The 20,932-nt window shown below is 57.0% G+C and carries 21 protein-coding genes; 14 read left to right on the top strand and 7 right to left on the bottom strand.

What is annotated here, in order from left to right:
* Positions 1–3: 3 nt before the first annotated feature.
* Positions 4–936: an ADP-glyceromanno-heptose 6-epimerase gene (gene rfaD, locus ACUW6V_RS12150; RefSeq protein WP_004388484.1), complete on the bottom strand. Its 933-nt coding sequence runs from the start codon at positions 934–936 to the stop codon at positions 4–6.
* A gap of 228 nt (positions 937–1,164) precedes the next feature.
* Here rfaD and kbl point away from each other — a divergent pair, with 228 nt between their 5' ends.
* The 3 genes from kbl (at position 1,165) to ACUW6V_RS12135 (ending at position 4,721) form a co-directional block, all read left to right on the top strand.
* The gene (gene kbl / locus ACUW6V_RS12145; RefSeq protein WP_007895441.1) at positions 1,165–2,361 is read left to right on the top strand and encodes a glycine C-acetyltransferase; all 1,197 of its coding nucleotides are present in this window, start codon (positions 1,165–1,167) and stop codon (positions 2,359–2,361) included.
* Positions 2,362–2,370: 9 nt separating this feature from the next.
* Entirely contained in the window at positions 2,371–3,396 is a 1,026-nt protein-coding gene (gene tdh, locus ACUW6V_RS12140) for an L-threonine 3-dehydrogenase (RefSeq protein ID WP_454038405.1), read from the top strand.
* 524 nt (positions 3,397–3,920) lie between these two features.
* On the top strand, positions 3,921–4,721 hold the full coding sequence (locus tag ACUW6V_RS12135; protein ID WP_004388487.1) for a glycosyltransferase family 2 protein: 801 nt from the start codon (positions 3,921–3,923) through the stop codon (positions 4,719–4,721).
* Between the two features lie 31 nt (positions 4,722–4,752).
* On the opposite strand, the gene ACUW6V_RS12130 is transcribed toward ACUW6V_RS12135, so the two are convergent.
* From ACUW6V_RS12130 to gpmM, 3 genes are read right to left on the bottom strand one after another with little or no spacing between them, the layout of a single operon-like run.
* Entirely contained in the window at positions 4,753–5,694 is a 942-nt protein-coding gene (locus ACUW6V_RS12130) for a divergent polysaccharide deacetylase family protein (protein WP_454038404.1), read from the bottom strand.
* A 3-nt stretch (positions 5,695–5,697) separates the two neighbouring features.
* Positions 5,698–6,957 (bottom strand): murein hydrolase activator EnvC, encoded by a 1,260-nt coding sequence (envC, locus tag ACUW6V_RS12125; RefSeq protein WP_454038403.1) that lies wholly within the window; start codon positions 6,955–6,957, stop codon positions 5,698–5,700.
* A 33-nt stretch (positions 6,958–6,990) separates the two neighbouring features.
* Positions 6,991–8,538 carry a 2,3-bisphosphoglycerate-independent phosphoglycerate mutase gene (gpmM, locus tag ACUW6V_RS12120; protein ID WP_097570958.1) on the bottom strand — a complete coding sequence of 516 codons (1,548 nt, stop codon included), beginning with the start codon at positions 8,536–8,538 and terminating at the stop codon, positions 6,991–6,993.
* 243 nt (positions 8,539–8,781) lie between these two features.
* On the opposite strand from gpmM, the gene ACUW6V_RS12115 reads away from it, so the two are divergent.
* From ACUW6V_RS12115 to cysE, 5 genes are all read left to right on the top strand, one after another.
* The gene (locus ACUW6V_RS12115; RefSeq protein ID WP_004388491.1) at positions 8,782–9,213 is read left to right on the top strand and encodes a rhodanese-like domain-containing protein; all 432 of its coding nucleotides are present in this window, start codon (positions 8,782–8,784) and stop codon (positions 9,211–9,213) included.
* 20 nt (positions 9,214–9,233) lie between these two features.
* Positions 9,234–9,485: a glutaredoxin 3 gene (gene grxC, locus ACUW6V_RS12110; protein WP_004388492.1), complete on the top strand. Its 252-nt coding sequence runs from the start codon at positions 9,234–9,236 to the stop codon at positions 9,483–9,485.
* Between the two features lie 56 nt (positions 9,486–9,541).
* Positions 9,542–10,009 (top strand): protein-export chaperone SecB, encoded by a 468-nt coding sequence (secB, locus tag ACUW6V_RS12105; protein ID WP_004388493.1) that lies wholly within the window; start codon positions 9,542–9,544, stop codon positions 10,007–10,009.
* Complete coding sequence (gene gpsA / locus ACUW6V_RS12100; protein ID WP_004388494.1) at positions 10,009–11,028, top strand: NAD(P)H-dependent glycerol-3-phosphate dehydrogenase; 1,020 nt, start codon at positions 10,009–10,011, stop codon at positions 11,026–11,028. Before secB ends, gpsA begins: the two co-directional genes overlap by 1 nt.
* 76 nt (positions 11,029–11,104) lie before the next feature.
* Positions 11,105–11,926 carry a serine O-acetyltransferase gene (cysE, locus tag ACUW6V_RS12095; RefSeq protein WP_004388495.1) on the top strand — a complete coding sequence of 274 codons (822 nt, stop codon included), beginning with the start codon at positions 11,105–11,107 and terminating at the stop codon, positions 11,924–11,926.
* A 63-nt stretch (positions 11,927–11,989) separates the two neighbouring features.
* On the opposite strand, the gene trmL is transcribed toward cysE, so the two are convergent.
* The 3 genes from trmL to cpxR form a co-directional block, all read right to left on the bottom strand.
* Positions 11,990–12,463 (bottom strand): tRNA (uridine(34)/cytosine(34)/5-carboxymethylaminomethyluridine(34)-2'-O)-methyltransferase TrmL, encoded by a 474-nt coding sequence (trmL, locus tag ACUW6V_RS12090; protein WP_454038402.1) that lies wholly within the window; start codon positions 12,461–12,463, stop codon positions 11,990–11,992.
* A gap of 102 nt (positions 12,464–12,565) precedes the next feature.
* A complete protein-coding gene (cpxA, locus tag ACUW6V_RS12085; RefSeq protein ID WP_007797501.1) occupies positions 12,566–13,939 on the bottom strand; it encodes an envelope stress sensor histidine kinase CpxA in 1,374 nt (457 codons plus the stop codon).
* Entirely contained in the window at positions 13,936–14,634 is a 699-nt protein-coding gene (cpxR, locus tag ACUW6V_RS12080; RefSeq protein WP_007895453.1) for an envelope stress response regulator transcription factor CpxR, read from the bottom strand. Before cpxR ends, cpxA begins: the two co-directional genes overlap by 4 nt.
* A gap of 148 nt (positions 14,635–14,782) precedes the next feature.
* On the opposite strand from cpxR, the gene cpxP reads away from it, so the two are divergent.
* The 6 genes from cpxP to ACUW6V_RS12050 all read left to right on the top strand — a co-directional run bounded on the left by cpxP (position 14,783) and on the right by ACUW6V_RS12050 (position 20,915).
* The gene (gene cpxP, locus ACUW6V_RS12075; RefSeq protein WP_032987644.1) at positions 14,783–15,292 is read left to right on the top strand and encodes a cell-envelope stress modulator CpxP; all 510 of its coding nucleotides are present in this window, start codon (positions 14,783–14,785) and stop codon (positions 15,290–15,292) included.
* Between the two features lie 177 nt (positions 15,293–15,469).
* Positions 15,470–16,372, top strand: coding sequence for a CDF family cation-efflux transporter FieF (gene fieF / locus ACUW6V_RS12070; RefSeq protein WP_004388499.1), 903 nt, complete (start codon positions 15,470–15,472; stop codon positions 16,370–16,372).
* A 189-nt stretch (positions 16,373–16,561) separates the two neighbouring features.
* Positions 16,562–17,524, top strand: a complete 963-nt coding sequence (pfkA, locus tag ACUW6V_RS12065) for a 6-phosphofructokinase (RefSeq protein WP_004388500.1) — start codon at positions 16,562–16,564, stop codon at positions 17,522–17,524.
* Positions 17,525–17,690: 166 nt separating this feature from the next.
* Positions 17,691–18,680 (top strand): sulfate ABC transporter substrate-binding protein, encoded by a 990-nt coding sequence (locus ACUW6V_RS12060; RefSeq protein WP_105622861.1) that lies wholly within the window; start codon positions 17,691–17,693, stop codon positions 18,678–18,680.
* 104 nt (positions 18,681–18,784) lie between these two features.
* Positions 18,785–19,552 carry a CDP-diacylglycerol diphosphatase gene (locus ACUW6V_RS12055; protein WP_097584582.1) on the top strand — a complete coding sequence of 256 codons (768 nt, stop codon included), beginning with the start codon at positions 18,785–18,787 and terminating at the stop codon, positions 19,550–19,552.
* A gap of 58 nt (positions 19,553–19,610) precedes the next feature.
* Positions 19,611–20,915 carry an SLC13 family permease gene (locus ACUW6V_RS12050; protein WP_007895485.1) on the top strand — a complete coding sequence of 435 codons (1,305 nt, stop codon included), beginning with the start codon at positions 19,611–19,613 and terminating at the stop codon, positions 20,913–20,915.
* Positions 20,916–20,932: the final 17 nt, after the last annotated feature.

Below are 20,932 nucleotides of genomic sequence, written 5' to 3'. Positions count from 1 at the left end.
TGCTTATGCGTCGCGGTTCAGCCAGGCCATATATTCCGCGACCCCTTCGGCAACGGTTTTAAACGGCTTGTCGTAGCCCGCAGCGCGCAGGTTAGTGAGATCGGCCTGAGTAAACGCCTGATAGCGGCCTTTGAGTTTTTCCGGGAACGGGATGTATTCGATGCTGCCTTTTTTATGGAAGGCCAGCGCGGCATCCGCCACGGCCTGGAACGACTCCGCACGGCCGGTGCCGCAGTTGAAAATGCCGGATACGCCGTTCTGCCAGAACCACAGGTTTACTGCGGCCACGTCGCCCACGTAGATGAAGTCGCGCTTGAAGTTTTCGCTGCCTTCAAACAGTTTCGGGCTTTCGCCGTTGTTCAGTTGCGTATTGAGGTGGAACGCCACGCTCGCCATGCTGCCTTTATGGCCTTCGCGCGGTCCGTAGACGTTAAAGTAACGGAAGCCGGTGATCTGCGAGTTCGCTTCCGGCAGGATCTGGCGAACATATTCATCGAACAGGAATTTCGAGTAGCCGTATACGTTCAGCGGCTTCTCATATTCGCGTGATTCGATAAAGTCAGAGGTGCGCCCGCCGTAGGTGGCGGCGGAAGAGGCGTACAGGAACGGAATTTCGCGCTCCAGGCAGTAGTGCAGCAGCTCTTTGGAGTACTGATAGTTGTTGTCCATCATGTACTTGCCGTCCCACTCGGTAGTGGATGAGCAGGCGCCTTCGTGGAACACGGCTTCAACCTCGCCGAACTCCTCGCCAGACATGATCTGCACCTGGAAATCTTCTTTATCCATGTAATCGGCGATATTCAGATCCACCAGGTTGACGAACTTGGTGCCGTCTTTCAGGTTGTCCACCACCAGAATGTCGGTATAGCCGATGTCGTTCAGAGCCTTAACAATGTTGCTGCCGATAAAACCCGCGCCGCCGGTAACGATAATCATAAGCCTGTCCTTCAGAATGTGAGCCGGGAAAAATCTCCGGCGTGAATAGTATCAATCATACCATCACATTGGTTGCCCTACAGCCATTGGCCGTTTCAGCCGTAGCAAGTTTGCCCGTCTCGCGTGATTTATGCTGCAAAACAAAGAATCGGTGCTTCGTCATCTCGTCTCTGCCCATAGCTTTGGGTAATAATATGTGCCGAACTGGCTCATGTCTGGAGAATTGCAATGCGAGGGGATTTTTACCAACAGCTTTCCGCCGATTTAGAAACGGCGCGCGCCGAAGGCTTGTTTAAGGAAGAACGAATCATCACCTCCGCCCAGCAGGCGGATATCCAGGTGGCAGACGGCAGCCACGTCATCAACTTTTGCGCCAACAACTATCTTGGTCTGGCGAATCACCCTGAGCTTATCGCTGCGGCGAAGCAGGGCATGGACACTCACGGCTTCGGCATGGCCTCGGTGCGCTTTATCTGCGGCACCCAGGACAGCCACAAGCTGCTCGAAAATAAGCTGGCCGCGTTTCTCGGCATGGAAGACGCCATTCTTTACTCTTCCTGCTTTGATGCTAACGGCGGGCTGTTTGAAACGCTGCTCGGCCCGGAAGACGCGATTATCTCCGATGCGCTGAACCATGCTTCCATCATCGACGGCGTGCGCCTGTGTAAAGCAAAGCGTTTCCGTTACGCCAATAACGATATGCAGGAGCTGGAAGCGCGTCTGAAAGAGGCCCGTGAAGCGGGCGCGCGCCATATTCTTATCGCGACAGACGGCGTGTTCTCGATGGACGGCGTGATCGCCAACCTGAAAGGCGTGTGCGATCTGGCGGATAAATATGACGCGCTGGTCATGGTGGATGATTCCCACGCGGTCGGTTTTGTCGGCGAAAACGGGCGCGGTTCACATGAATATTGTGACGTGATGGGCCGCGTGGACATTATCACCGGCACGCTGGGCAAAGCGCTTGGCGGCGCGTCCGGCGGCTATACTGCGGCGCGCAAAGAGGTCGTCGAATGGCTGCGCCAGCGCTCACGTCCGTATCTCTTCTCTAATTCCCTGGCACCGGCGATTGTCGCGGCGTCCATTAAGGTGCTGGAGATGGTGGAATCCGGCGCTGATCTGCGTGCGCGTCTGTGGTCCAACGCGCGTCTGTTCCGCGAGAAGATGACGGCGGCGGGCTTTACGCTGGCGGGCGCCGATCACGCCATTATCCCGGTAATGCTGGGCGATGCCGTTATCGCGCAGGAATTCGCCCGCGAGCTGCAAAAAGAGGGCATTTACGTGACCGGCTTCTTCTATCCGGTGGTGCCGAAAGGCCAGGCGCGTATTCGCACCCAGATGTCGGCGGCGCATACTCCTGAACAAATTGAACGTGCGGTCGATGCGTTTACCCGCATCGGTAAACAGTTAGGCGTGATTGCCTGAGGGCGTGAAATGAAAGCATTATCAAAACTGAAACCGGCAGAAGGCATCTGGATGACCGATGTGCCGGAGCCAGAAGTGGGTCATAACGATCTGCTGATCAAAATTCGCAAAACCGCGATTTGCGGCACCGATGTGCACATTTACAACTGGGATGAATGGTCGCAGAAGACCATTCCGGTGCCGATGGTCGTCGGGCATGAATATGTCGGCGAAGTGGTCGGCATTGGCCAAGAAGTGAAAGGCTTTAAAATCGGCGATCGCGTCAGCGGCGAAGGCCATATTACCTGCGGCCACTGCCGTAACTGCCGCGGCGGGCGCACGCATCTGTGCCGCAACACCGTTGGCGTGGGCGTCAACCGTCCGGGCTGTTTCGCGGAATATCTGGTGATCCCGGCGTTCAACGCGTTCAAAATCCCGGACAATATCTCTGACGATCTGGCTTCCATCTTTGACCCGTTCGGCAACGCCGTCCACACCGCGCTCTCGTTTGATCTGGTCGGTGAAGATGTGCTGGTTTCTGGCGCAGGCCCGATCGGCATCATGGCGGCAGCAGTGGCGAAACACGTCGGCGCGCGTAATGTCGTGATTACCGATGTGAATGAGTATCGCTTATCGCTGGCGCGCAAAATGGGCGTAACCCGCGCGGTGAACGTCGCGAACGAAAGCCTGCAGAACGTGATGAACGAACTGGGCATGACCGAAGGCTTCGATGTGGGCCTTGAGATGTCCGGCGCGCCGCCGGCGTTCCGCACCATGCTGGACACCATGAACCACGGCGGGCGTATTGCGATGCTTGGCATTCCGCCCTCCGATATGTCCATCGACTGGAACAAAGTCATTTTCAAAGGGCTCTTCATCAAAGGTATTTATGGCCGCGAGATGTTTGAAACCTGGTACAAAATGGCCGCGCTCATTCAGTCTGGCCTCGATCTGTCGCCGATTATCACGCACCGCTTCGCCATCGACGATTTCCAGAAAGGCTTCGACGCTATGCGTTCCGGCCAGTCCGGGAAGGTGATCCTGAGCTGGGATTAATCATTACTGGCGGCGCCTATCTCTGGCGCCGCTACTATTTTCAGCGATTTGACTTTATAAAAGCGAATTGCTACCGTCTGCCTCGATTTTTATAATTCCCTTTTTTACACGCAATATCACGTCAATACCTGGCTCTCTTTGTAAAAGAGCGGTGGGCTTTTTTTTGCATGTATTTAAAAGTGTCGTCAGAAAAAATAAAATACAATCCGCGTCTTCATGTCTATTCTGTTAGAACAAAAGTCCACGAAATAGGGCCTGCGTATTTCGAGCGTTTTGTTGTTGGTAATTTCTCTGCTAATCGTTATCTACGTCACGCAAGCCCGTTATTGTTGAGCCAATCTCTTATCGCTGCAGGCCCGTGTACGCGCCCTTTATCGCCATGACAGGCTGTTCGTCAGCGTAGACAGAAAAAAATATCGTGGCTGATTCTGGACTTACGCCACATTTGCGCACTTTTTCTTTATCGTTTTTGCCTGCCGAGCCTATATTGTTTGTTCAGGCCTGGTTAAATGTTGTGAATCACTATGCTTAAACTCTCCGTTTGCGTTCTGACCTGCAACTCTGCGCGCTTGCTGCGTGAAGTGTTACCACCATTGTTGATTATCGCTGATGAAATGGTGGTGCTGGATTCCGGCAGCCATGACGACACCGTGGCGATTTGTCATGAATATGGCATTACGCCGCATTTTCACCCTTATGCTATGCACGGCCAGCAGATGAATCATGCGATTAGCCTTGCCTCGCATGACTGGGTGCTCTGTATGGACAGCGATGAAATCCTCGATGATGAAACCGTCGATTTTATTCTGGCGCTGAAAGCAGGTGACGAACCGCGCCCTGATCAGGCCTGGCGAATTTCCCGCTACTGGCATGTACTTGGCGAGCCTGTACGCACCATTTATCCCATCTCATCGCCCGATTTCCCAGTCCGGCTTTTTAACCGTCGTTCGGCGCGATTTAACGATCGCCCTGTGGATGACAAAGTGGAAGGGCAGTTACAGACGGTAAAAATTCCCGGCTATGTTCGTCACGATACGTTTTACTCGTTGCATGAAGTTTTTAATAAATTAAACAGTTATACGACGCGGCTGGTGAAATATAAAAAAGTGCGTCCGTCGCTGCTTCGCGGTGTGATAAGCGCGATCGGCGCGTTTTTTAAATGGTATCTGTTTAGCGGTGCCTGGCGACAGGGCAGGGTAGGGCTGGTAACGGGCTTATATGCCACGTTTTACAGCTTCCTCAAATACTTCAAAGCCTGGTATGCGCACGGCGATAAAAAAAAGGTGCCGGTAAAAAAACATTCTGACTCACCGCTCCCTCGCTAATAAAAAACCCGCCTTCCGGCGGGTTTTTTATTCAGGACTGTTTGCCCCATCCTTGCCATTGATGACGCAAATAACTCACCAGCGGGCTCTGGCTGACGCTTTCGCCGATCACCGTAAAGAAACGCGTGGCATAGACCGGCTCAGGCTGGCGTTTCGGCTTGCAAAGCTTCACACCACGGAACGGGTTACGCGGCGCGGTCGGCACGGTCTGTGAAGGCGGCGCGACGTTTGGTCTTGATGTATCCACCTGCGGCTCGTTCAGCAGGCTGCTCGCGCGCACCAGCGTAATGTCGGGCGGCAGACTGTAGAGCATTTGCTGGAGCACGCGTACCGTTGACGGGTGAGGGTGCCCGATAGCAATCGCCGAGCCATTACGGCGCGCCAGCGCGACCGCGCGGTTAAACTGATAACGAATATCCGCGTCGTTCTGGGTGTCGTCCAGAAAGACTTTACGCTTGATGACTTTCACGCCGGTGCCTGCGGCGGCGCGCATGGCCTGGCTGTTACCGATGGTCATGCTATCGAGGAAAAAGAGATTGTAGTGCGCGAGCGACGCCATCACTTTCTGCATACCTGGAAGACTTGATGTCATCGCGCTGCCCATATGGTTATTCATGCCGATGGCGTAAGGCACGCTGTTTACCGCTTCGCGAATAATACGCGCGATTTCATCAGCGCTCATATCCGGGCGCAGCGTGTCTTTTTCCAGCGGCTGTTTGCTGAGCGGCGCCATCGGCAGGTGGATGAGCACGTCATGTCCCTGATTATGGGCTTTAGTCGCCATTTCGCGGGCGTGCGGCGCATTAGGCAGCACGGCGACGGAGACTTCGGCAGGCATCGCCAGCACCTGGTTTTCGGTGCTCGGGCGATAGCCGAAATCATCAATCACGATAGCGAGTTTGCCGGCAAGGGCGGGAGCGGCGAGTGCCAGCGAACCGGCGAGAACAAAAACAAGACGACGCAACTGAAGCAAAACTTATCTTCCCAACCACGGTTGTGGATTGACCGCCTGACCCTGACGGCGAATTTCAAAATAGAGTGAAGGACGACCCTGACCGCCGCTGTTACCCACCAGCGCGATGGGCTGACCGGCGCGGACCTGCGCGCCCACGTTCACCAGCGCGCTCTGGTTGTAACCGTAAAGGCTCATGTCGCCTTTGCCGTGCTCAACCACCACGACCAGACCATAACCCTGCAGCCAGTCGGCAAGGATAACGCGCCCGTCGGCGATGGCTTTCACCTCGGTGCCTTCGCTGGCACCGATAACGATGCCTTTCCAACGTAGTTCACCTTGCAGCTGTTCGCCATAACGGTGTAGCAACGGACCGCGTACCGGCCAGAATGCCTGACCGTTCGGCGAGCCGAGCCCGCCGGTGCGCGCCATCAGTGAACGCTCGCTGTCGGAAGGTTTATAGGTGGTGCCTTTGCGTGAGGCTTCTTTCTGACGGGAGCGAACCTGCTCGGCTTCACGCGCCTCGCGTTCGGCGCGCGCTTTGGCCGCCGCTTCCGCACGGGCGATGCGATCGCGCAGGCGCGATTCGTTGGCGCGCAGCTCGCTTAGCTGCTGCTGCCCTTCCTGAATGGAAGAATCCAGCGCACCGAGGGTTTTCTTACGTTCGTTACGGGCCTGCTCCAGCTTCGCCTGTTGCGCCTGCTGCTCGTAAAGCAGTGTCTGCTGCTGCGTCTGCTTCTCTTCAAGCTCCGCTTTTTGCGTGGCGACTTCTTCGCGGGTTTGCTTGAGCTGGGCAATGGTTTCCTGTCGCGCTTCGTTGAGATAGCCGAAATAAACCTGTAAACGCTGGCCGCGCTGGCTCTCTTCGCCGCTCAGGATCAGCTGAAGGCCGCTGTGTTGCCCCTGACGGAACGCCGCATCAAGCTGAGCCGCCAGGTTACGTTCCTGGGCTGCTTTCTGCTTCTCAAGCTTTGCGATGGAGTCGTTCATCTGGACTATCTGACGGTTAAGCTCCGCCAGCGTATTCTGGGTTTCGCGCAGCTTGCGGCTGGCGGCGGCGATCGCCTGCTCCTGGCTTTTCAGCTGGGCGAGCAGTTTCGCGCGCTGCTGCTGTTGCTGGCGCACGGCGCGCTCTTTGGCGGCGATATCATCCTGGATGGATTTAAGCTGATCGCGGTCATCCGCGTGGGCGGAAAGCGGGCATAACAATACGCCAGCGCTGAGCGCGCTGGCGTAAAGCAGGGGCTTAAGTGAGAACCGAAACGGCCTGTTGCCCCATGTCATTGAAAAAATCGCCTTTCCCCTCATGGGGAGGGATTATTCCACGATGAACAGCGGCTTGCCAGTCATCTCTTGCGGGATTTCCATCCCCATCAGCGTCAGCAGGGTCGGCGCGATATCAGAGAGCTTGCCGCCGTCCACGGCTTTCACGGCTTTATTGCCCACGTAAATCAGCGGCACCGGCAGGTTAGTGTGCGCGGTGTGCGCCTGGCCTGTTGCCGGATCGCGCATCTGCTCGGCGTTGCCGTGGTCAGCGGTGATAAGCATCTGACCGCCTGCGGCCTCAACGGCGCGGGTTACCTGCGCGATGCAGTTATCCAGCGCTTCCACCGCCGCGACAGCCGCGTCAAAGACGCCGGTATGGCCGACCATATCGCCGTTCGGGTAGTTGCAGATAATGGCGTCATATTTGCCGCTGTTAATCGCGCCGACCAGTTTTTCGGTAAGCTCAGCGGAGCTCATTTCCGGCTGCAGATCGTAGGTCGCGACTTTCGGCGAATTAATCAGAATGCGGTCTTCGCCCGGGAACGGCTCTTCCACGCCGCCGTTAAAGAAGAAGGTCACATGCGCGTATTTCTCGGTTTCGGAGATGCGCAGCTGGGTTTTGTCATGTTTCGCCATCCATTCACCGAAGGTGTTCAGCAGCGAGGCCGGCGGGTAAGCGCAGGCGGTGCGGATATCCGCTGCATATTCCGTCAGCATGACAAAATCCGCGAACTTCACGACTTTCTTACGGCTAAAGCCTTCGAAATCGCGGTTTACAAACGCGCGGGTTATCTGACGCGCACGGTCGGCGCGGAAGTTCATGAAAATCAGCGCGTCGCCATCTTCCATTGCGGCAGACGCTTCGCCTTCACCACGAATCACAGTCGCTTTAACGAATTCATCGTTTTCATCACGCGCGTAGGCGGCTTCAAGGCCGGCCACCGCGTTTTGCGCTTCATATTCGCCTTTCGCCAGCGTCAGCAAGTCATACGCCTGCTCCACGCGGTCCCAGCGGTTGTCGCGATCCATCGCGAAATAGCGACCAATGATAGAGGCGATGCGGCCTTTACCGACTTCGGCAAATTTCGCCGCGAATTTCTCAAGCGACGCTTTTGCGCTGCGCGGCGGCGTATCACGGCCGTCCAGGAATGCGTGCAGGTAGATTTTCTCTGCGCCGCGAGCGGCGGCCAGTTCAATCATCGCCAGGATATGATCTTCATGGCTGTGTACGCCGCCCGGCGACGCCAGACCCATAATGTGTACGGCTTTGCCTGCAGCGACGGCTTTATCCACAGCGGCAGTCAGCACCGGGTTTTCAAAGAAAGTGCGCTCTTTGATTTCCACATCCAGACGCGTGAGATCCTGATACACGATGCGACCGGCACCCAGGTTGACATGACCGACTTCCGAGTTGCCCATCTGACGGTCCGGCAGGCCGACTTCAAGGCCAGAGGCATCAATTAAGGTGTGCGGACGGTTGGCCCACAGGCTGTCCATCACAGGCGTTTTGGCGGCGGAAATAGCGTTATCCTGGCTATCTTCACGGTAGCCATAGCCATCCAGAATCACTAATACGACAGGTTTTTTAGTAAGCGACATTGCAGAACCTCATGCGTCAAAGACGAAAAAATTGGCGTAATTTTACTACACCGCCTGAGGGCAAATAGCCGCAGAAGATCAAAGAACAGGCCGGAGCGTGCAAGCGTGACGGCGCATTTCATTCTTTTTTTCGTAACGCGCCGCAGAAAACACACAACCTGCCTTGTACTGGCTGTAATTGACACAGCGCGCAGGTATACTCCACACCTGGTTTTTTTACTGAGTCGGGAGTTTGACCCCCCCATGCAAGAAATTATGCAATTCGTTGGCCGCCACCCCATACTTAGTATCGCGTGGATTGCGTTACTCGCGGCGGTGATTTACACCACTTTCAAAAGCCTGACCTCTAAAGTGAAGGTGATTACGCGTGGTGAAGCGACGCGTCTTATCAACAAAGAAGATGCCGTGGTAGTGGATATCCGCCAGCGCGACGACTTCCGCAAAGGCCATATCGCCAGCGCCATGAACGTGCTGCCTGCCGATATCAAAGCCAACAACGTGGGCGAACTGGACAAGCATAAAGCGAAGCCGGTTATCGTGGTTGACGGCAACGGCCTGACGGCACAGGAATCAGCGACGGCGCTGACGAACGCCGGGTTTGAACAGGTGTATGTGCTGAAAGAAGGCGTCGCTGGCTGGAGTGGTGAAAACCTGCCGCTGGTGCGTGGTAAATAATTTTCATAAGAGGTAACGACATGGCTAATATCGAAATGTATACCAAAGCAACCTGCCCGTATTGCCATCGTGCGAAGGCCCTGCTGAACAGCAAAGGTGCCGCTTTCCTCGAGCTGCCCATTGACGGCGACACCGCCAAACGGGAAGAAATGATTCAGCGTAGTGGCCGCACCACTGTACCGCAGATCTTTATCGACGGTCAGCACATTGGCGGCTGCGACGACCTGCATGCACTGGATGCGCGCGGCGGACTCGATCCTCTGCTGCGCTAGTGCGCTTAAGCCGTGACGGCACATTTAAGGACATTACATACAAAGGGTTTTCGCTCATGTCAGAACAAAACAACACTGAAATGAATTTTCAGCTTCTGCGCATCTACACCAAAGACATCTCTTTTGAAGCACCGAATGCGCCGCACGTGTTTCAGAAAGACTGGCAGCCGGAAGTGAAACTGGATCTGGATACTGCCTCCAGCCAGCTCGCTGACGATGTCTACGAAGTGGTATTGCGCGTGACGGTCACCGCGTCGCTGGGCGAAGAGACCGCTTTCCTTTGCGAAGTGCAGCAGGCAGGTATTTTCAATATTTCCGGCATCGAAGGCACCCAGATGGCGCACTGCCTCGGGGCTTACTGCCCGAACAGCCTGTTCCCGTACGCTCGCGAATGCATCACCAACCTGGTTTCCCGCGGCACTTTCCCGCAGCTGAACCTTGCGCCGGTTAACTTCGACGCGCTGTTCATGAACTATCTGCAGCAGCAGGCTGCTGAAGGTGCGCCAAACCATCAGGATGCCTGATGAACACCATTAATGCGTCAATGACAGTCATCGGTGCCGGCTCCTACGGCACCGCTCTTGCCATCACACTGGCAAGAAACGGCCATCACGTCGTGCTGTGGGGTCATGACCCTGCGCATATCGCGACGCTACAGGCTGACCGCTGCAATGCGGCTTTCCTTCCCGATGTGCCTTTCCCGGATACACTTCATCTTGAGAGCGATTTAGCCACAGCGCTTGCCGCCAGCCGTAATATTCTGGTGGTGGTGCCAAGCCATGTGTTTGGCCAGGTGCTGCGCCAGATTAAACCGCTGATGCGCCCCGATGCCCGCGTGGTCTGGGCGACCAAAGGCCTTGAAGCGGAGACGGGCAGGCTGTTGCAGGATGTGGCGCGTGAGGCGCTGGGCGATGAGATTCCGCTTGCGGTTATCTCCGGGCCGACGTTCGCCAAAGAGCTGGCGGCAGGGCTGCCAACGGCGATTTCACTGGCGGCGACGGACGAGACATTCGCAGACGATCTCCAGCAGCTTCTGCACTGTGGCAAAAGTTTTCGCGTTTACAGCAACCCGGATTTCATCGGCGTGCAGCTTGGCGGCGCGGTGAAAAACGTTATCGCTATCGGTGCCGGGATGTCTGACGGTATCGGCTTCGGCGCGAACGCCCGTACCGCACTGATTACGCGCGGGCTTGCGGAGATGTCTCGCCTGGGCGCAGCGCTCGGCGCGGACCCGACCACCTTCATGGGCATGGCGGGCCTTGGCGATCTGGTGTTGACCTGTACTGACAACCAGTCGCGCAACCGCCGTTTCGGCATGATGCTCGGCCAGGGCGCTGATGTGCAGAGCGCGCAGGAGAAGATCGGTCAGGTGGTGGAAGGCTATCGCAACACCAAAGAGGTGCGCGAGCTGGCGGCGCGTGTTGGCGTGGAAATGCCAATAACCGAGGAAATTTATCAGGTACTCTATTGCGGAAAAAATGCGCGCGAGGCAGCATTAACGCTGCTGGGCCGTACCCGCAAGGATGAGCGAAGCAGCCAGTAAGGACGAGCGCCCGTAATGATTGATGCGTGCCGACAAACCGTTTTGTCGGCCGCTGTTTGTTTGTCTGGAGAAAGCAATGCCGTGTGAAGAACTGGATCTGGTGTGGAAGAATATTAAAGCCGAAGCCCGTCAGCTGGCCGATTGTGAGCCGATGCTGGCCAGTTTTTACCATGCGACATTACTTAAGCACGAAAATCTGGGCAGCGCGTTAAGTTACATGCTGGCGAACAAGCTGGCGTCGCCGATTATGCCTGCCATCGCCATTCGTGAAGTGGTGGAAGAGGCGTACCGGGCAGACCCGGAAATGATCGCCTCCGCCGCGTGCGATATTCAGGCCGTCCGCACCCGCGATCCTGCGGTGGATAAATACTCCACGCCGCTGCTCTATCTCAAAGGTTTTCATGCCCTGCAGGCCTATCGCATCGGCCACTGGCTCTGGAAACAGGGGCGTCAGGCGCTGGCGATTTTCCTGCAAAATCAGGTGTCGGTCTCTTTTCAGGTTGATATTCATCCGGCGGCGACCATTGGCCGCGGGATCATGCTCGATCATGCGACCGGCATTGTGATCGGCGAAACCGCCGTGGTGGAAGATGACGTTTCTATTCTGCAGTCGGTTACGCTGGGCGGTACCGGTAAAACCAGCGGCGATCGCCACCCGAAAATCCGCGAAGGCGTGATGATTGGCGCGGGCGCGAAAATTCTTGGCAATATCGAGGTCGGGCGCGGCGCGAAAATCGGCGCGGGCTCGGTGGTGCTTCAGCCGGTGCCGCCGCACACCACGGCGGCGGGCGTCCCGGCGCGTATTGTCGGTAAGCCTGAGAGCGATAAACCGTCGATGGATATGGATCAGCATTTCAACGGCATCAACCACGGGTTTGAGTACGGCGATGGCATCTGAGCCTGCAAGGTTTGCATTAAAAAGCCGCGCGGTGCGCGGCTTTGTTGTTTCTGACGGTGGCGTTTAGCTGCGCAATACCGCGCCTGGATAACCAAGCTGCCGCCAGGCCTCGTACACCACGACGGAAACCGCGTTGGAGAGGTTCATGCTGCGGCTGTCCGGCATCATCGGGATGCGGATCTTCTGATCTTGTGGCAGTACGTCCAGAATTGAGGCGGGCAGACCGCGGGTTTCCGGGCCGAACATCAGATAATCGCCGTCCTGATAGCTGACCGCGCTGTGCGCGGGCGTGCCTTTGGTGGTGAGCGCAAACAGGCGCTGCGGCTTTTCCGCTTCCAGAAACGCGGCATAGTCGGCATGGCGCATCACGGCGGTAAATTCGTGGTAATCCAGCCCGGCGCGGCGCAGGCGCTTATCATCCCAGGTAAAACCCATCGGCTCAATAATATGCAGGCGAAAGCCCGTATTGGCGCAAAGACGGATGATATTACCGGTGTTGGGCGGAATTTCAGGTTCAAACAGGACGATATTCAGCATACGGCTCCCCTTGTGCAGAGGCGCGCAGAATAACAGAATTGCCGGTGGGTAAACACTGCGGGCGCAGGAGAAACAATGCCCTCCCGCAGAGGGAGGGCGACCTCAGGAGCGGTGATAAAGCGGCAACCAGAGCGTCAGGCGCAGGCCGCCCAGCGGACTGTCGTCTGCCTTCACCCAGCCGCGATGCTGCTGAACGGCGGTTTCTACGATAGCGAGGCCGAGACCCGTACCACCGGATTCGCGGTCGCGCGCCTCGTCAGTGCGATAGAACGGCCGGAAAATCTGTTCCCGATCGGCCTGGCTGACGCCCGGACCGTCATCATCGACATTAATCGTAATCCCTTCTTTATCCACGGCAAAACTCACGGAAATCTTGCTGTGCGAGTAGCGCAGCGCGTTGCGTACGATATTTTCCAGCGCGCTTTCCAGTGCGTTCGGGTTGCCATAAAGCAGCCACGGGCCCGGCGGATACGTCACTTCAAATGATTTACCCATCTGCTCGGCTTCAAACGCGGCGTTATCAAGGACTTCGCCCCAGATCTGGTTCGCTTTCATGGTCTCGCTCACCAGCGCGTTTTTCTGCTGGTTACGCGACATCACCAGCAGATCGTTAATCATGCTGTCGAGCCGGTGCGCCTCGGTTTCGATGCGCTCAAGCTCTTTGCTCTCTCCGCTGCGGCGGCGCAGCAGCGCGGTACCCAGTTGCAGACGCGTAAGCGGTGTGCGCAGTTCGTGGGAGATATCAGAAAGCAGTCGTTGCTGAGTCGTCATCATCCGCTCAAGCGCCGTCACCATCTGGTTAAAACTCGCGCCTGCGGCGATAAACTCCTGCGGCCCGGCTTCCAGCTCCGGGTGCTGGCGCAGGTTGCCCTGAGCCACTTCATCGGCGGCGTTTTTAAGCTTACGCGCCGGGCGCGCCAGGCTCCACGCCAGCCACAGCAGCAGCGGCGAGCTGACCAGCATCGTGACAATCAGCAGTAGCAGCGGGCGGTCGAACAGCAGGTTGATAAAATCGGACTGCGAATTGCTCGCCGGGCGGATCAGGTAAAGCTGGTAATTATCTTCACCGTCGCGCACGGAAAACGGCCCGACCAGCTCCACGCGGCCATATTTTTTCTTCTGCGGATGATCGGAGTTATCAGACTGGCCGATAAAGTTGCGAATGATCTGCATTTCATTGCGCTCAGCGCCGATCACGCGCCCTTCGCTGGTAACCAGCAGCAATCGCTGCCCCGGCGGTGCCCATTTGTCGATAGCGCGGAACAGCCGCCGCCACCACATCAGATCGTTGGGCGGGTCGCTCGCAAGCTCAGCTTCGACGTGCTGCTCAATCATCGTGCCCTGACGCTGCTCGCTCTCCAGCAATTCCGTCATCTGACGGCTGTCGAGCTTAGGCAGCATCAGGACCAGCATTAACACCAGCGCCAGCGTCAGCCAGAAAATGGCGAAGATGCGGGCGGTAAGACTGCCTATCATGAAGCGGAAACCATCAGATAGCCGCGTCCGCGCAGGGTTTTAAACCACGGATGGCCGTCTTTGCGCTCCGGCAATTTACGACGCAGGTTAGAAATGTGCATATCGATCGCGCGATCGAACGGCGTAAGGCGTTTGCCGAGCACTTCCTGGCTTAAATGTTCGCGCGATACCACCTGGCCCAGATGCTGCGCGAGCAAATAGAGCAGGGTGAATTCGGTACCGGTGAGCTCCAGCGTCTGTCCATCGAAGCTCGCTTCCTGGCGGCCCGGGTTTAAGCAGAGCGCGTCCACTTCCAGCGTTGGCGAGCCGTTATCGCTGTTCTGCTGCTGTTCGCTCCAGTGCGAGCGGCGCAAAATGGCGCGAATACGGGCCACGAGTTCGCGGTCGTTAAACGGTTTTGGCAGGTAATCATCCGCGCCCAGCTCAAGGCCGAGTACGCGATCCAGCTCGCTGCCGCGCGCGGTCAACATAATGACGGGTGTCTGGTGTGTCTGGCGAAGCTCTTTCAAAGTATCAATGCCGTTTTTCTTCGGCATCATCACGTCGAGCAAAAGCAGGTCGATGCTGTCATCCAGGAGGTCAAGCGCCTGTTCGCCATCATGGGCTACGAGGACGTTAAACCCTTCCATGTCGAGCAATTCCTTTAACAGGGACGTCAGCTCGCGGTCATCATCAACTAACAGGATTTTATTCATTTTCAGTACCTCCGAGGCAGAAATTACGTCATCAAGGCGCGCTAATCCATGACTTTACGTTGTTTTACACCCCCTGACGCATGTTTGCAGCCCGAATCGTAGACTGGATTTCGTTGAACCGCAGCACATAAGTTTCCAGGAGTCAGTGATGCGCAAAGTTACCGCCGCCGTCATGGCCTCAACGCTGGCTGTCGGTGCGTTAACCAGCCAGGCAGCACAGGTCCCGACGGACGAAAGCTGGCATCCGGCGGACATGCTGACGCAGCGCAACAGTGTGCAGAGCCATATGTTTGACGGTATTAACTTAACAGAGCATCAGCGCCAGCAAATGCGCGATTTGATGCAGCGAGCGCGGCATGAGCAGCCCCCTGTTAATGTTAGCGAAATGGAGGCCATGCACAGGCTGGTCACCGCAGAAAATTTTGATGAAAACGCTGTGCGCGCTCAGGCGGAAAAAATGGCCCAGGAGCAAGTGGCTCGTCAGGTTGAAATGGCGAAGGTAAGAAACCAGATGTATCGCCTGTTAACGCCCGAGCAGCAAGCGGTTTTAAACAAGAAACACCAGCAACGCATGGAACAGTTCCGTGAGGTTGCGCAGATGCAGCGCCAGTCCGCGCTGCCGCTTTTAAGTAGCAGTACCCGTAGTAGTAACCAGTAACAACCCTGTTTTCCTTGCCATAGACACCATCCCTGTCTTCCCCCACATGATGTGGGGGTTTTTTTTGCCCTTTTTTCACGGTGCTGTAACGTTCACTGCCTTCATGCGTCAGACGAATTTCATCAAACTCCAGCGAACGGTTAGTTATACTGGCAACATGCCTTCGCAGGAGTCGTTATGAATCATGATTATGGCCGTCTGGTGAGCCGGGCGGCGCTGGCCGCAACGCTTGTGGCAACATTACTGCTGATCATTAAAATTTTCGCCTGGTGGTATACCGGCTCTGTCAGCATTCTTGCCGCTCTGGTGGATTCGCTGGTGGATATCGCCGCGTCGCTGACCAATCTTTTAGTGGTGCGCTATTCGCTTCAGCCTGCCGATGAAGAACATACGTTTGGTCACGGAAAAGCGGAATCGCTGGCGGCGCTCGCGCAAAGCATGTTTATTTCCGGCTCGGCGCTGTTTCTTTTCCTGACCGGCATTCAGCATCTGATTACGCCAGAGCCGATGCGCGCGCCGCTGGTCGGCATTGTCGTGACGGTGGCCGCGCTTATTACCACGCTGATGTTAGTCACATTTCAGCGCTGGGTGGTGCGTAAAACCCGCAGCCAGGCGGTGCGGGCGGATATGCTTCATTATCAGTCTGATGTTATGATGAACGGCGCTATTCTGGTGGCGCTGGCCCTCTCCTGGTATGGCCTGCATCGCGCCGACGCGCTGTTCGCGCTCGGGATTGGCGTCTGGATTCTATATAGTGCGTTACGGATGGGCTATGAAGCGATACAGTCGCTGCTCGACCGGGCTCTGCCCGATGACGAGCGCCAGGCGATAATCGACATTGTCGCCGCCTGGCCTGGCGTTCGTGGCGCACACGATCTGCGTACGCGGCAGTCAGGGCCGACCCGCTTTATCCAGCTTCATCTCGAAATGGAAGACAACCTGCCGCTGGTTCAGGCGCATCTTATCGCCGAACAGGTGGAGCAGGCGATCCTGTCCCGGTTTCCGGGGTCGGACGTCATTATTCATCAGGACCCATGCTCAGTCGTTCCGCGTTTCCAGCAAGGGCAATTTGAGCACTAAGCATTCGTTGTAAAGGCGTGGTTCGGTCAGGCATTTTTTGTATATATCACCCCCACGCGGGCTGACCTGAATCAATTCAGCAGGAAGCTGTTGATATACTATTTGCAGCAATAGTCGATCACCTGTCGCGCTTGCGCAGGCGGTTTCCGGCGAAAGTATTCCTTTTGCATTCTACGTTCAGAGGTAGTCATGATTAAGAAAATCGGTGTGTTGACGAGTGGCGGTGATGCGCCAGGCATGAACGCCGCCATCCGCGGTGTTGTCCGCGCGGCGCTGACGGAAGGTCTGGAAGTGTTCGGCGTTTACGACGGCTATCTTGGCCTGTATGAAGACCGCATGATCCAGCTCGACCGCTACAGCGTTTCCGACATGATCAACCGCGGCGGCACCTTCCTCGGTTCCGCGCGCTTCCCGGAATTCCGCGAAGAACATATCCGTGCCGTGGCTATCGAGAACATGAAGAAACGCGGTATCGACGCGCTGGTGGTCATCGGCGGCGACGGCTCCTACATGGGTGCTAAACGCCTGACCGAAATGGGCTTCCCGTGCATCGGCCTGCCGGGCACCATCGATAACGACGTCGCAGGCACCGATTACACCATCGGTTACTTCACCGCGCTGCACACCGTGGTTGAGGCGATTGACCGTCTGCGCGACACCTCTTCTTCCCACCAGCGTATTTCCATTGTGGAAGTGATGGGTCGTTACTGCGGCGACCTGACCCTGGCGGCCGCCATCGCGGGCGGTTGCGAATTTATCGTTCTGCCGGAAGTGGAGTTCAACCGCGAAGATCTGGTGGCAGAAATCAAAGCCGGCATCGCAAAAGGTAAAAAACACGCTATCGTTGCGATCACCGAGCACATCTGCGACATCGACGAGCTGGCGAAATACATCGAAACCGAAACCAAACGCGAAACCCGCGCGACGGTGCTCGGCCATATCCAGCGCGGCGGCTCGCCGGTGCCTTATGACCGCATCCTGGCATCCCGCATGGGCGCTTACGCCATCGAACTGCTGCTGCAGGGCCACGGCGGCCGTTGCGTCGGCATCCAGAACGAAAAAATGGTGCATCACGACATCATCGACGCTATCGAAAACATGAAGCGTCCGTTCAAAGGCGACTGGCTGGAGTGCGCGAAAAAGCTCTACTAAGCCTCTCGGTAAACGCCCGGTATGCTAACGCGCCTGGGCGTTTCTTTTGCCTGTGTTATTCCCCTTAGTTATAGCCAATTTTTTTTTATTCTTTAATCCGCGCCACGCTTTCTGGCACGCTGCTTTTATCGAAATTCACATCTGAAAATTTAAAAGAGAGCGTGCGATGAACAAGTGGGGCGTGGGCATTACTTTACTGTTGGCTTCGGCAAGCGTACTGGCGAAAGACGTGCAGTTGTTAAACGTCTCTTACGATCCGACGCGCGAATTCTATGAGCAGTACAACAAAGCGTTCAGCGCGCACTGGAAAAAAGAGACCGGCGATAACGTCGTGGTCCGCCAGTCGCATGGCGGCTCCGGCAAGCAGGCGACCTCGGTCATTAACGGTATCAAAGCGGATGTCGTGACGCTGGCGCTGGCCTATGACGTGGACGCGATCGCCGAGCGCGGCCGTATCGATAAAAACTGGATCAAACGCCTGCCGGACAACTCCGCGCCGTATACCTCCACCATCGTGTTCCTTGTTCGCAAAGGCAATCCGAAGCAAATCAAAGACTGGAACGATCTGGTGAAGCCGGGCGTGTCGGTCATCACGCCGAACCCGAAAAGCTCCGGCGGCGCGCGCTGGAACTATCTGGCGGCCTGGGGCTACGCGCTGCATCACAACAACGACGATCAGGCCAAAGCGCAGGAATTCGTCAAGGCGCTGTATAAAAACGTCGAAGTGCTCGATTCCGGCGCACGCGGCGCGACCAACACCTTTGTTGAGCGCGGCATCGGCGATGTGCTGATCGCCTGGGAAAACGAGGCGCTGCTGGCCGCCAACGAGCTTGGCAAAGACAAATTTGAAATCGTGACGCCGAGTGAATCCATCCTCGCCGAGCCGACTGTTTCGGTCGTCGATAAAGTGGCGCAGGAGAAGGGCACCCAGGCGGTGGCGGAAGCCTACCTGAAATACCTCTACTCGCCGGAAGGCCAGGAGATCGCCGCGAAAAACTTCTATCGCCCGCGCGATGCGCAAGTCGCCGCGAAATATGAAAGCACCTTCCCGAAACTGAAACTGTTCACCATTGATGACGTGTTCGGCGGCTGGACCAAAGCGCAGCAAACGCACTTTGCGAACGGCGGCACGTTCGATCAGATAAGCCAGCGTTAAATACCCCGGCCACACGGATGTGGCCAGCTTTCCTCCGTAATAAACCCCCGCTTCGTCCCGTTTTACGCTACCCTTTGCGTTTTCAGCGTTAACAGGGGAGACGCATGAAACGAGCGCTATTGATCACCGTCGCGCTTATCGCAGTACTGGCATTAACCACGCTGGTAGCGTGGCGATATCTCTTTCCACACGATCCGGACGCGTTAAGACATATCGTTATGCAGCAGTGTCTGCCCGGCGAGCGAGAACGCCAGGAGCCGGCCCCTTGCGCCCAGGTTAATCTCCCGGCAGGTTATGTCGTCCTGAAAGATATCAACGGTCCGCTGCAATATCTGCTGATGCCGACGTGGAAAATCAACGGCATCGAAAGCCCGCTCCTGCTTTCCGATAACACGCCCAACTTTTTCTGGCAGGCATGGCAGGCGCGCCGCTGGATGAGCGAAAAACGCGGTAGCCCGGTGCCCGACAGCGCGGTTTCACTGACCATCAACTCCAGGATGGGCCGCTCTCAGAATCATTTTCACATCCATATTTCCTGCCTGCGACCGGACGTGCGTGCGCAGCTTGATGCTGCGATGAACGTCATCGGCAGCCGCTGGCAGCCGTTTCCGGGCAGTCTGCGCGGTCACGACTATTTAGCGCGCCGTGTTTCCGGTGAAGAGCTGTCACGCCGCTCGCCGTTCATGATGCTGGCGGAAGAGGTGCCGCAAGCGCGTGAGCACATGGGGCGCTATTCGCTGGCGCTGGCGCCGCTTAAAGATGGCGCGTTTGTCCTGCTCGCCACGCAGCGTCAGTTATTGCCGTTCAATCTGGCGCACAGCGAAGAGCTTCAGGATCACGACTGCGCGCTGCTTCACGAAGGCACGCCATAACATTTACTTAACGGCAGGTGCGCCGTAGACTTGCTGAAAATTTCATCAGGAGACAGGTATGTCCGTCTGGCTTGCGCACCCGCTGCTCTTACCTTCACTTATTATTCTGCTGACCATCGTGCTCTGGGCGACGTCCCTGCTGCCGGAATTCATCACGGCGCTGCTCTTTTTCGCGGTGGCGATGATAGCCAAAATCGCGCCGCCGGAAGTCCTGTTCGGCGGTTTTGCGTCGTCGGCGTTCTGGCTGGTGTTCAGCGGTTTCGTGCTGGGCGTGGCTATCCGTAAAACGGGGCTTGCGGACCGGGCAGCGCGGGCGCTGTCGGCGCGGCTGACCGATTCCTGGTGGCAAATGGTAGCGAGCGTGGTGCTGCTCAGCTATGCGCTGGCGTTCGTCATGCCGTCGAACATGGGGCGCATCGCGCTGCTGATGCCCGTCGTGGCGGCGATGGCGAAACGCGCCGGTATCGAAGAAAACACCCGCGGCTGGTACGGCCTGGCGCTGGCGGTGGGCTTTGGCACGTTCCAGCTCTCTGCCACCATTTTGCCCGCCAACGTGCCGAACCTGGTGATGAGCGGCGCGGCGGAAGGCTCCTTCGGCATCCATCTCAACTATCTGCCGTATCTGCTGCTGCACACGCCGGTGCTGGGGCTGCTCAAGGGCGCGGTGCTGATTGCGCTTATCTGCTGGTTCTTCCCCGGCAAGCCGCAGCCGCCGCGCGAGCTGCCCGCCGCGACGCCGATGAGCCGCGCGGAAAAGCGCCTCGGCTGGCTGCTGCTGGTGGTACTGGCGCTGTGGGTTACAGAAAGCTGGCACGGGATTGGCCCGGCGTGGACGGGGCTTGCGGCGGCGGTTATCACGCTTCTGCCGCGCGTCGGGTTTATCACTGGCGATGAGTTCGCAAGCGGCGTCAACATGCGCACCTGCATCTACGTGGCGGGCATTCTGGGGCTTGCGACCACCGTGACCCACACGGGCATCGGCAACGCGGTCGGCGCGGCGCTGATGCAGGTCATGCCGCTCGATCCGGCGCGCCCCTTTACCAGTTTTGCCGCGCTTACCGGTATCACGACGGCGCTTAACTTTATCATGACGGCCAACGGCGTTCCGGCGCTCTACACTACGCTTGCGGAGAGCTTTTCGCGCAGCACTGGTTTTCCGCTGCTCTCGACCATCATGATTCAGGTGCTGGGATATTCCACGCCGCTATTGCCATACCAGGCGTCGCCCATCGTGGTGGCGATGGCGCTCGGCAACGTTCCGGCGCGCGCGGGCATGAAGCTCTGTCTGGCGCTGGCGATAGTCACCTTTCTTTTCCTGTTGCCGCTCGATTACGGCTGGTTCCGGCTGCTGGGTAAACTCTGAAGCAACACGACGCGGAG

The organism is Cronobacter sp. 153480017-3 (assembly GCF_053627815.1).
The sequence above is the reverse complement of the archived record's forward strand: the minus strand, read 5'-3'. Positions and strand labels throughout refer to the sequence as shown.

What these genes read in the sequence shown, in the direction of transcription:
- rfaD (WP_004388484.1), bottom strand. Translation starts at nt 936, where the DNA reads ATGATTATCGTTACCGGCGGCGCGGGTTTTATCGGCAGCAACATTGTT.
- kbl (WP_007895441.1), top strand. Translation starts at nt 1,165, where the DNA reads ATGCGAGGGGATTTTTACCAACAGCTTTCCGCCGATTTAGAAACGGCG.
- tdh (WP_454038405.1), top strand. Translation starts at nt 2,371, where the DNA reads ATGAAAGCATTATCAAAACTGAAACCGGCAGAAGGCATCTGGATGACC.
- ACUW6V_RS12135 (WP_004388487.1), top strand. Translation starts at nt 3,921, where the DNA reads ATGCTTAAACTCTCCGTTTGCGTTCTGACCTGCAACTCTGCGCGCTTG.
- envC (WP_454038403.1), bottom strand. Translation starts at nt 6,957, where the DNA reads ATGACATGGGGCAACAGGCCGTTTCGGTTCTCACTTAAGCCCCTGCTT.
- gpmM (WP_097570958.1), bottom strand. Translation starts at nt 8,538, where the DNA reads ATGTCGCTTACTAAAAAACCTGTCGTATTAGTGATTCTGGATGGCTAT.
- ACUW6V_RS12115 (WP_004388491.1), top strand. Translation starts at nt 8,782, where the DNA reads ATGCAAGAAATTATGCAATTCGTTGGCCGCCACCCCATACTTAGTATC.
- grxC (WP_004388492.1), top strand. Translation starts at nt 9,234, where the DNA reads ATGGCTAATATCGAAATGTATACCAAAGCAACCTGCCCGTATTGCCAT.
- secB (WP_004388493.1), top strand. Translation starts at nt 9,542, where the DNA reads ATGTCAGAACAAAACAACACTGAAATGAATTTTCAGCTTCTGCGCATC.
- gpsA (WP_004388494.1), top strand. Translation starts at nt 10,009, where the DNA reads ATGAACACCATTAATGCGTCAATGACAGTCATCGGTGCCGGCTCCTAC.
- cysE (WP_004388495.1), top strand. Translation starts at nt 11,105, where the DNA reads ATGCCGTGTGAAGAACTGGATCTGGTGTGGAAGAATATTAAAGCCGAA.
- trmL (WP_454038402.1), bottom strand. Translation starts at nt 12,463, where the DNA reads ATGCTGAATATCGTCCTGTTTGAACCTGAAATTCCGCCCAACACCGGT.
- cpxA (WP_007797501.1), bottom strand. Translation starts at nt 13,939, where the DNA reads ATGATAGGCAGTCTTACCGCCCGCATCTTCGCCATTTTCTGGCTGACG.
- cpxR (WP_007895453.1), bottom strand. Translation starts at nt 14,634, where the DNA reads ATGAATAAAATCCTGTTAGTTGATGATGACCGCGAGCTGACGTCCCTG.
- cpxP (WP_032987644.1), top strand. Translation starts at nt 14,783, where the DNA reads ATGCGCAAAGTTACCGCCGCCGTCATGGCCTCAACGCTGGCTGTCGGT.
- fieF (WP_004388499.1), top strand. Translation starts at nt 15,470, where the DNA reads ATGAATCATGATTATGGCCGTCTGGTGAGCCGGGCGGCGCTGGCCGCA.
- pfkA (WP_004388500.1), top strand. Translation starts at nt 16,562, where the DNA reads ATGATTAAGAAAATCGGTGTGTTGACGAGTGGCGGTGATGCGCCAGGC.
- ACUW6V_RS12060 (WP_105622861.1), top strand. Translation starts at nt 17,691, where the DNA reads ATGAACAAGTGGGGCGTGGGCATTACTTTACTGTTGGCTTCGGCAAGC.
- ACUW6V_RS12055 (WP_097584582.1), top strand. Translation starts at nt 18,785, where the DNA reads ATGAAACGAGCGCTATTGATCACCGTCGCGCTTATCGCAGTACTGGCA.
- ACUW6V_RS12050 (WP_007895485.1), top strand. Translation starts at nt 19,611, where the DNA reads ATGTCCGTCTGGCTTGCGCACCCGCTGCTCTTACCTTCACTTATTATT.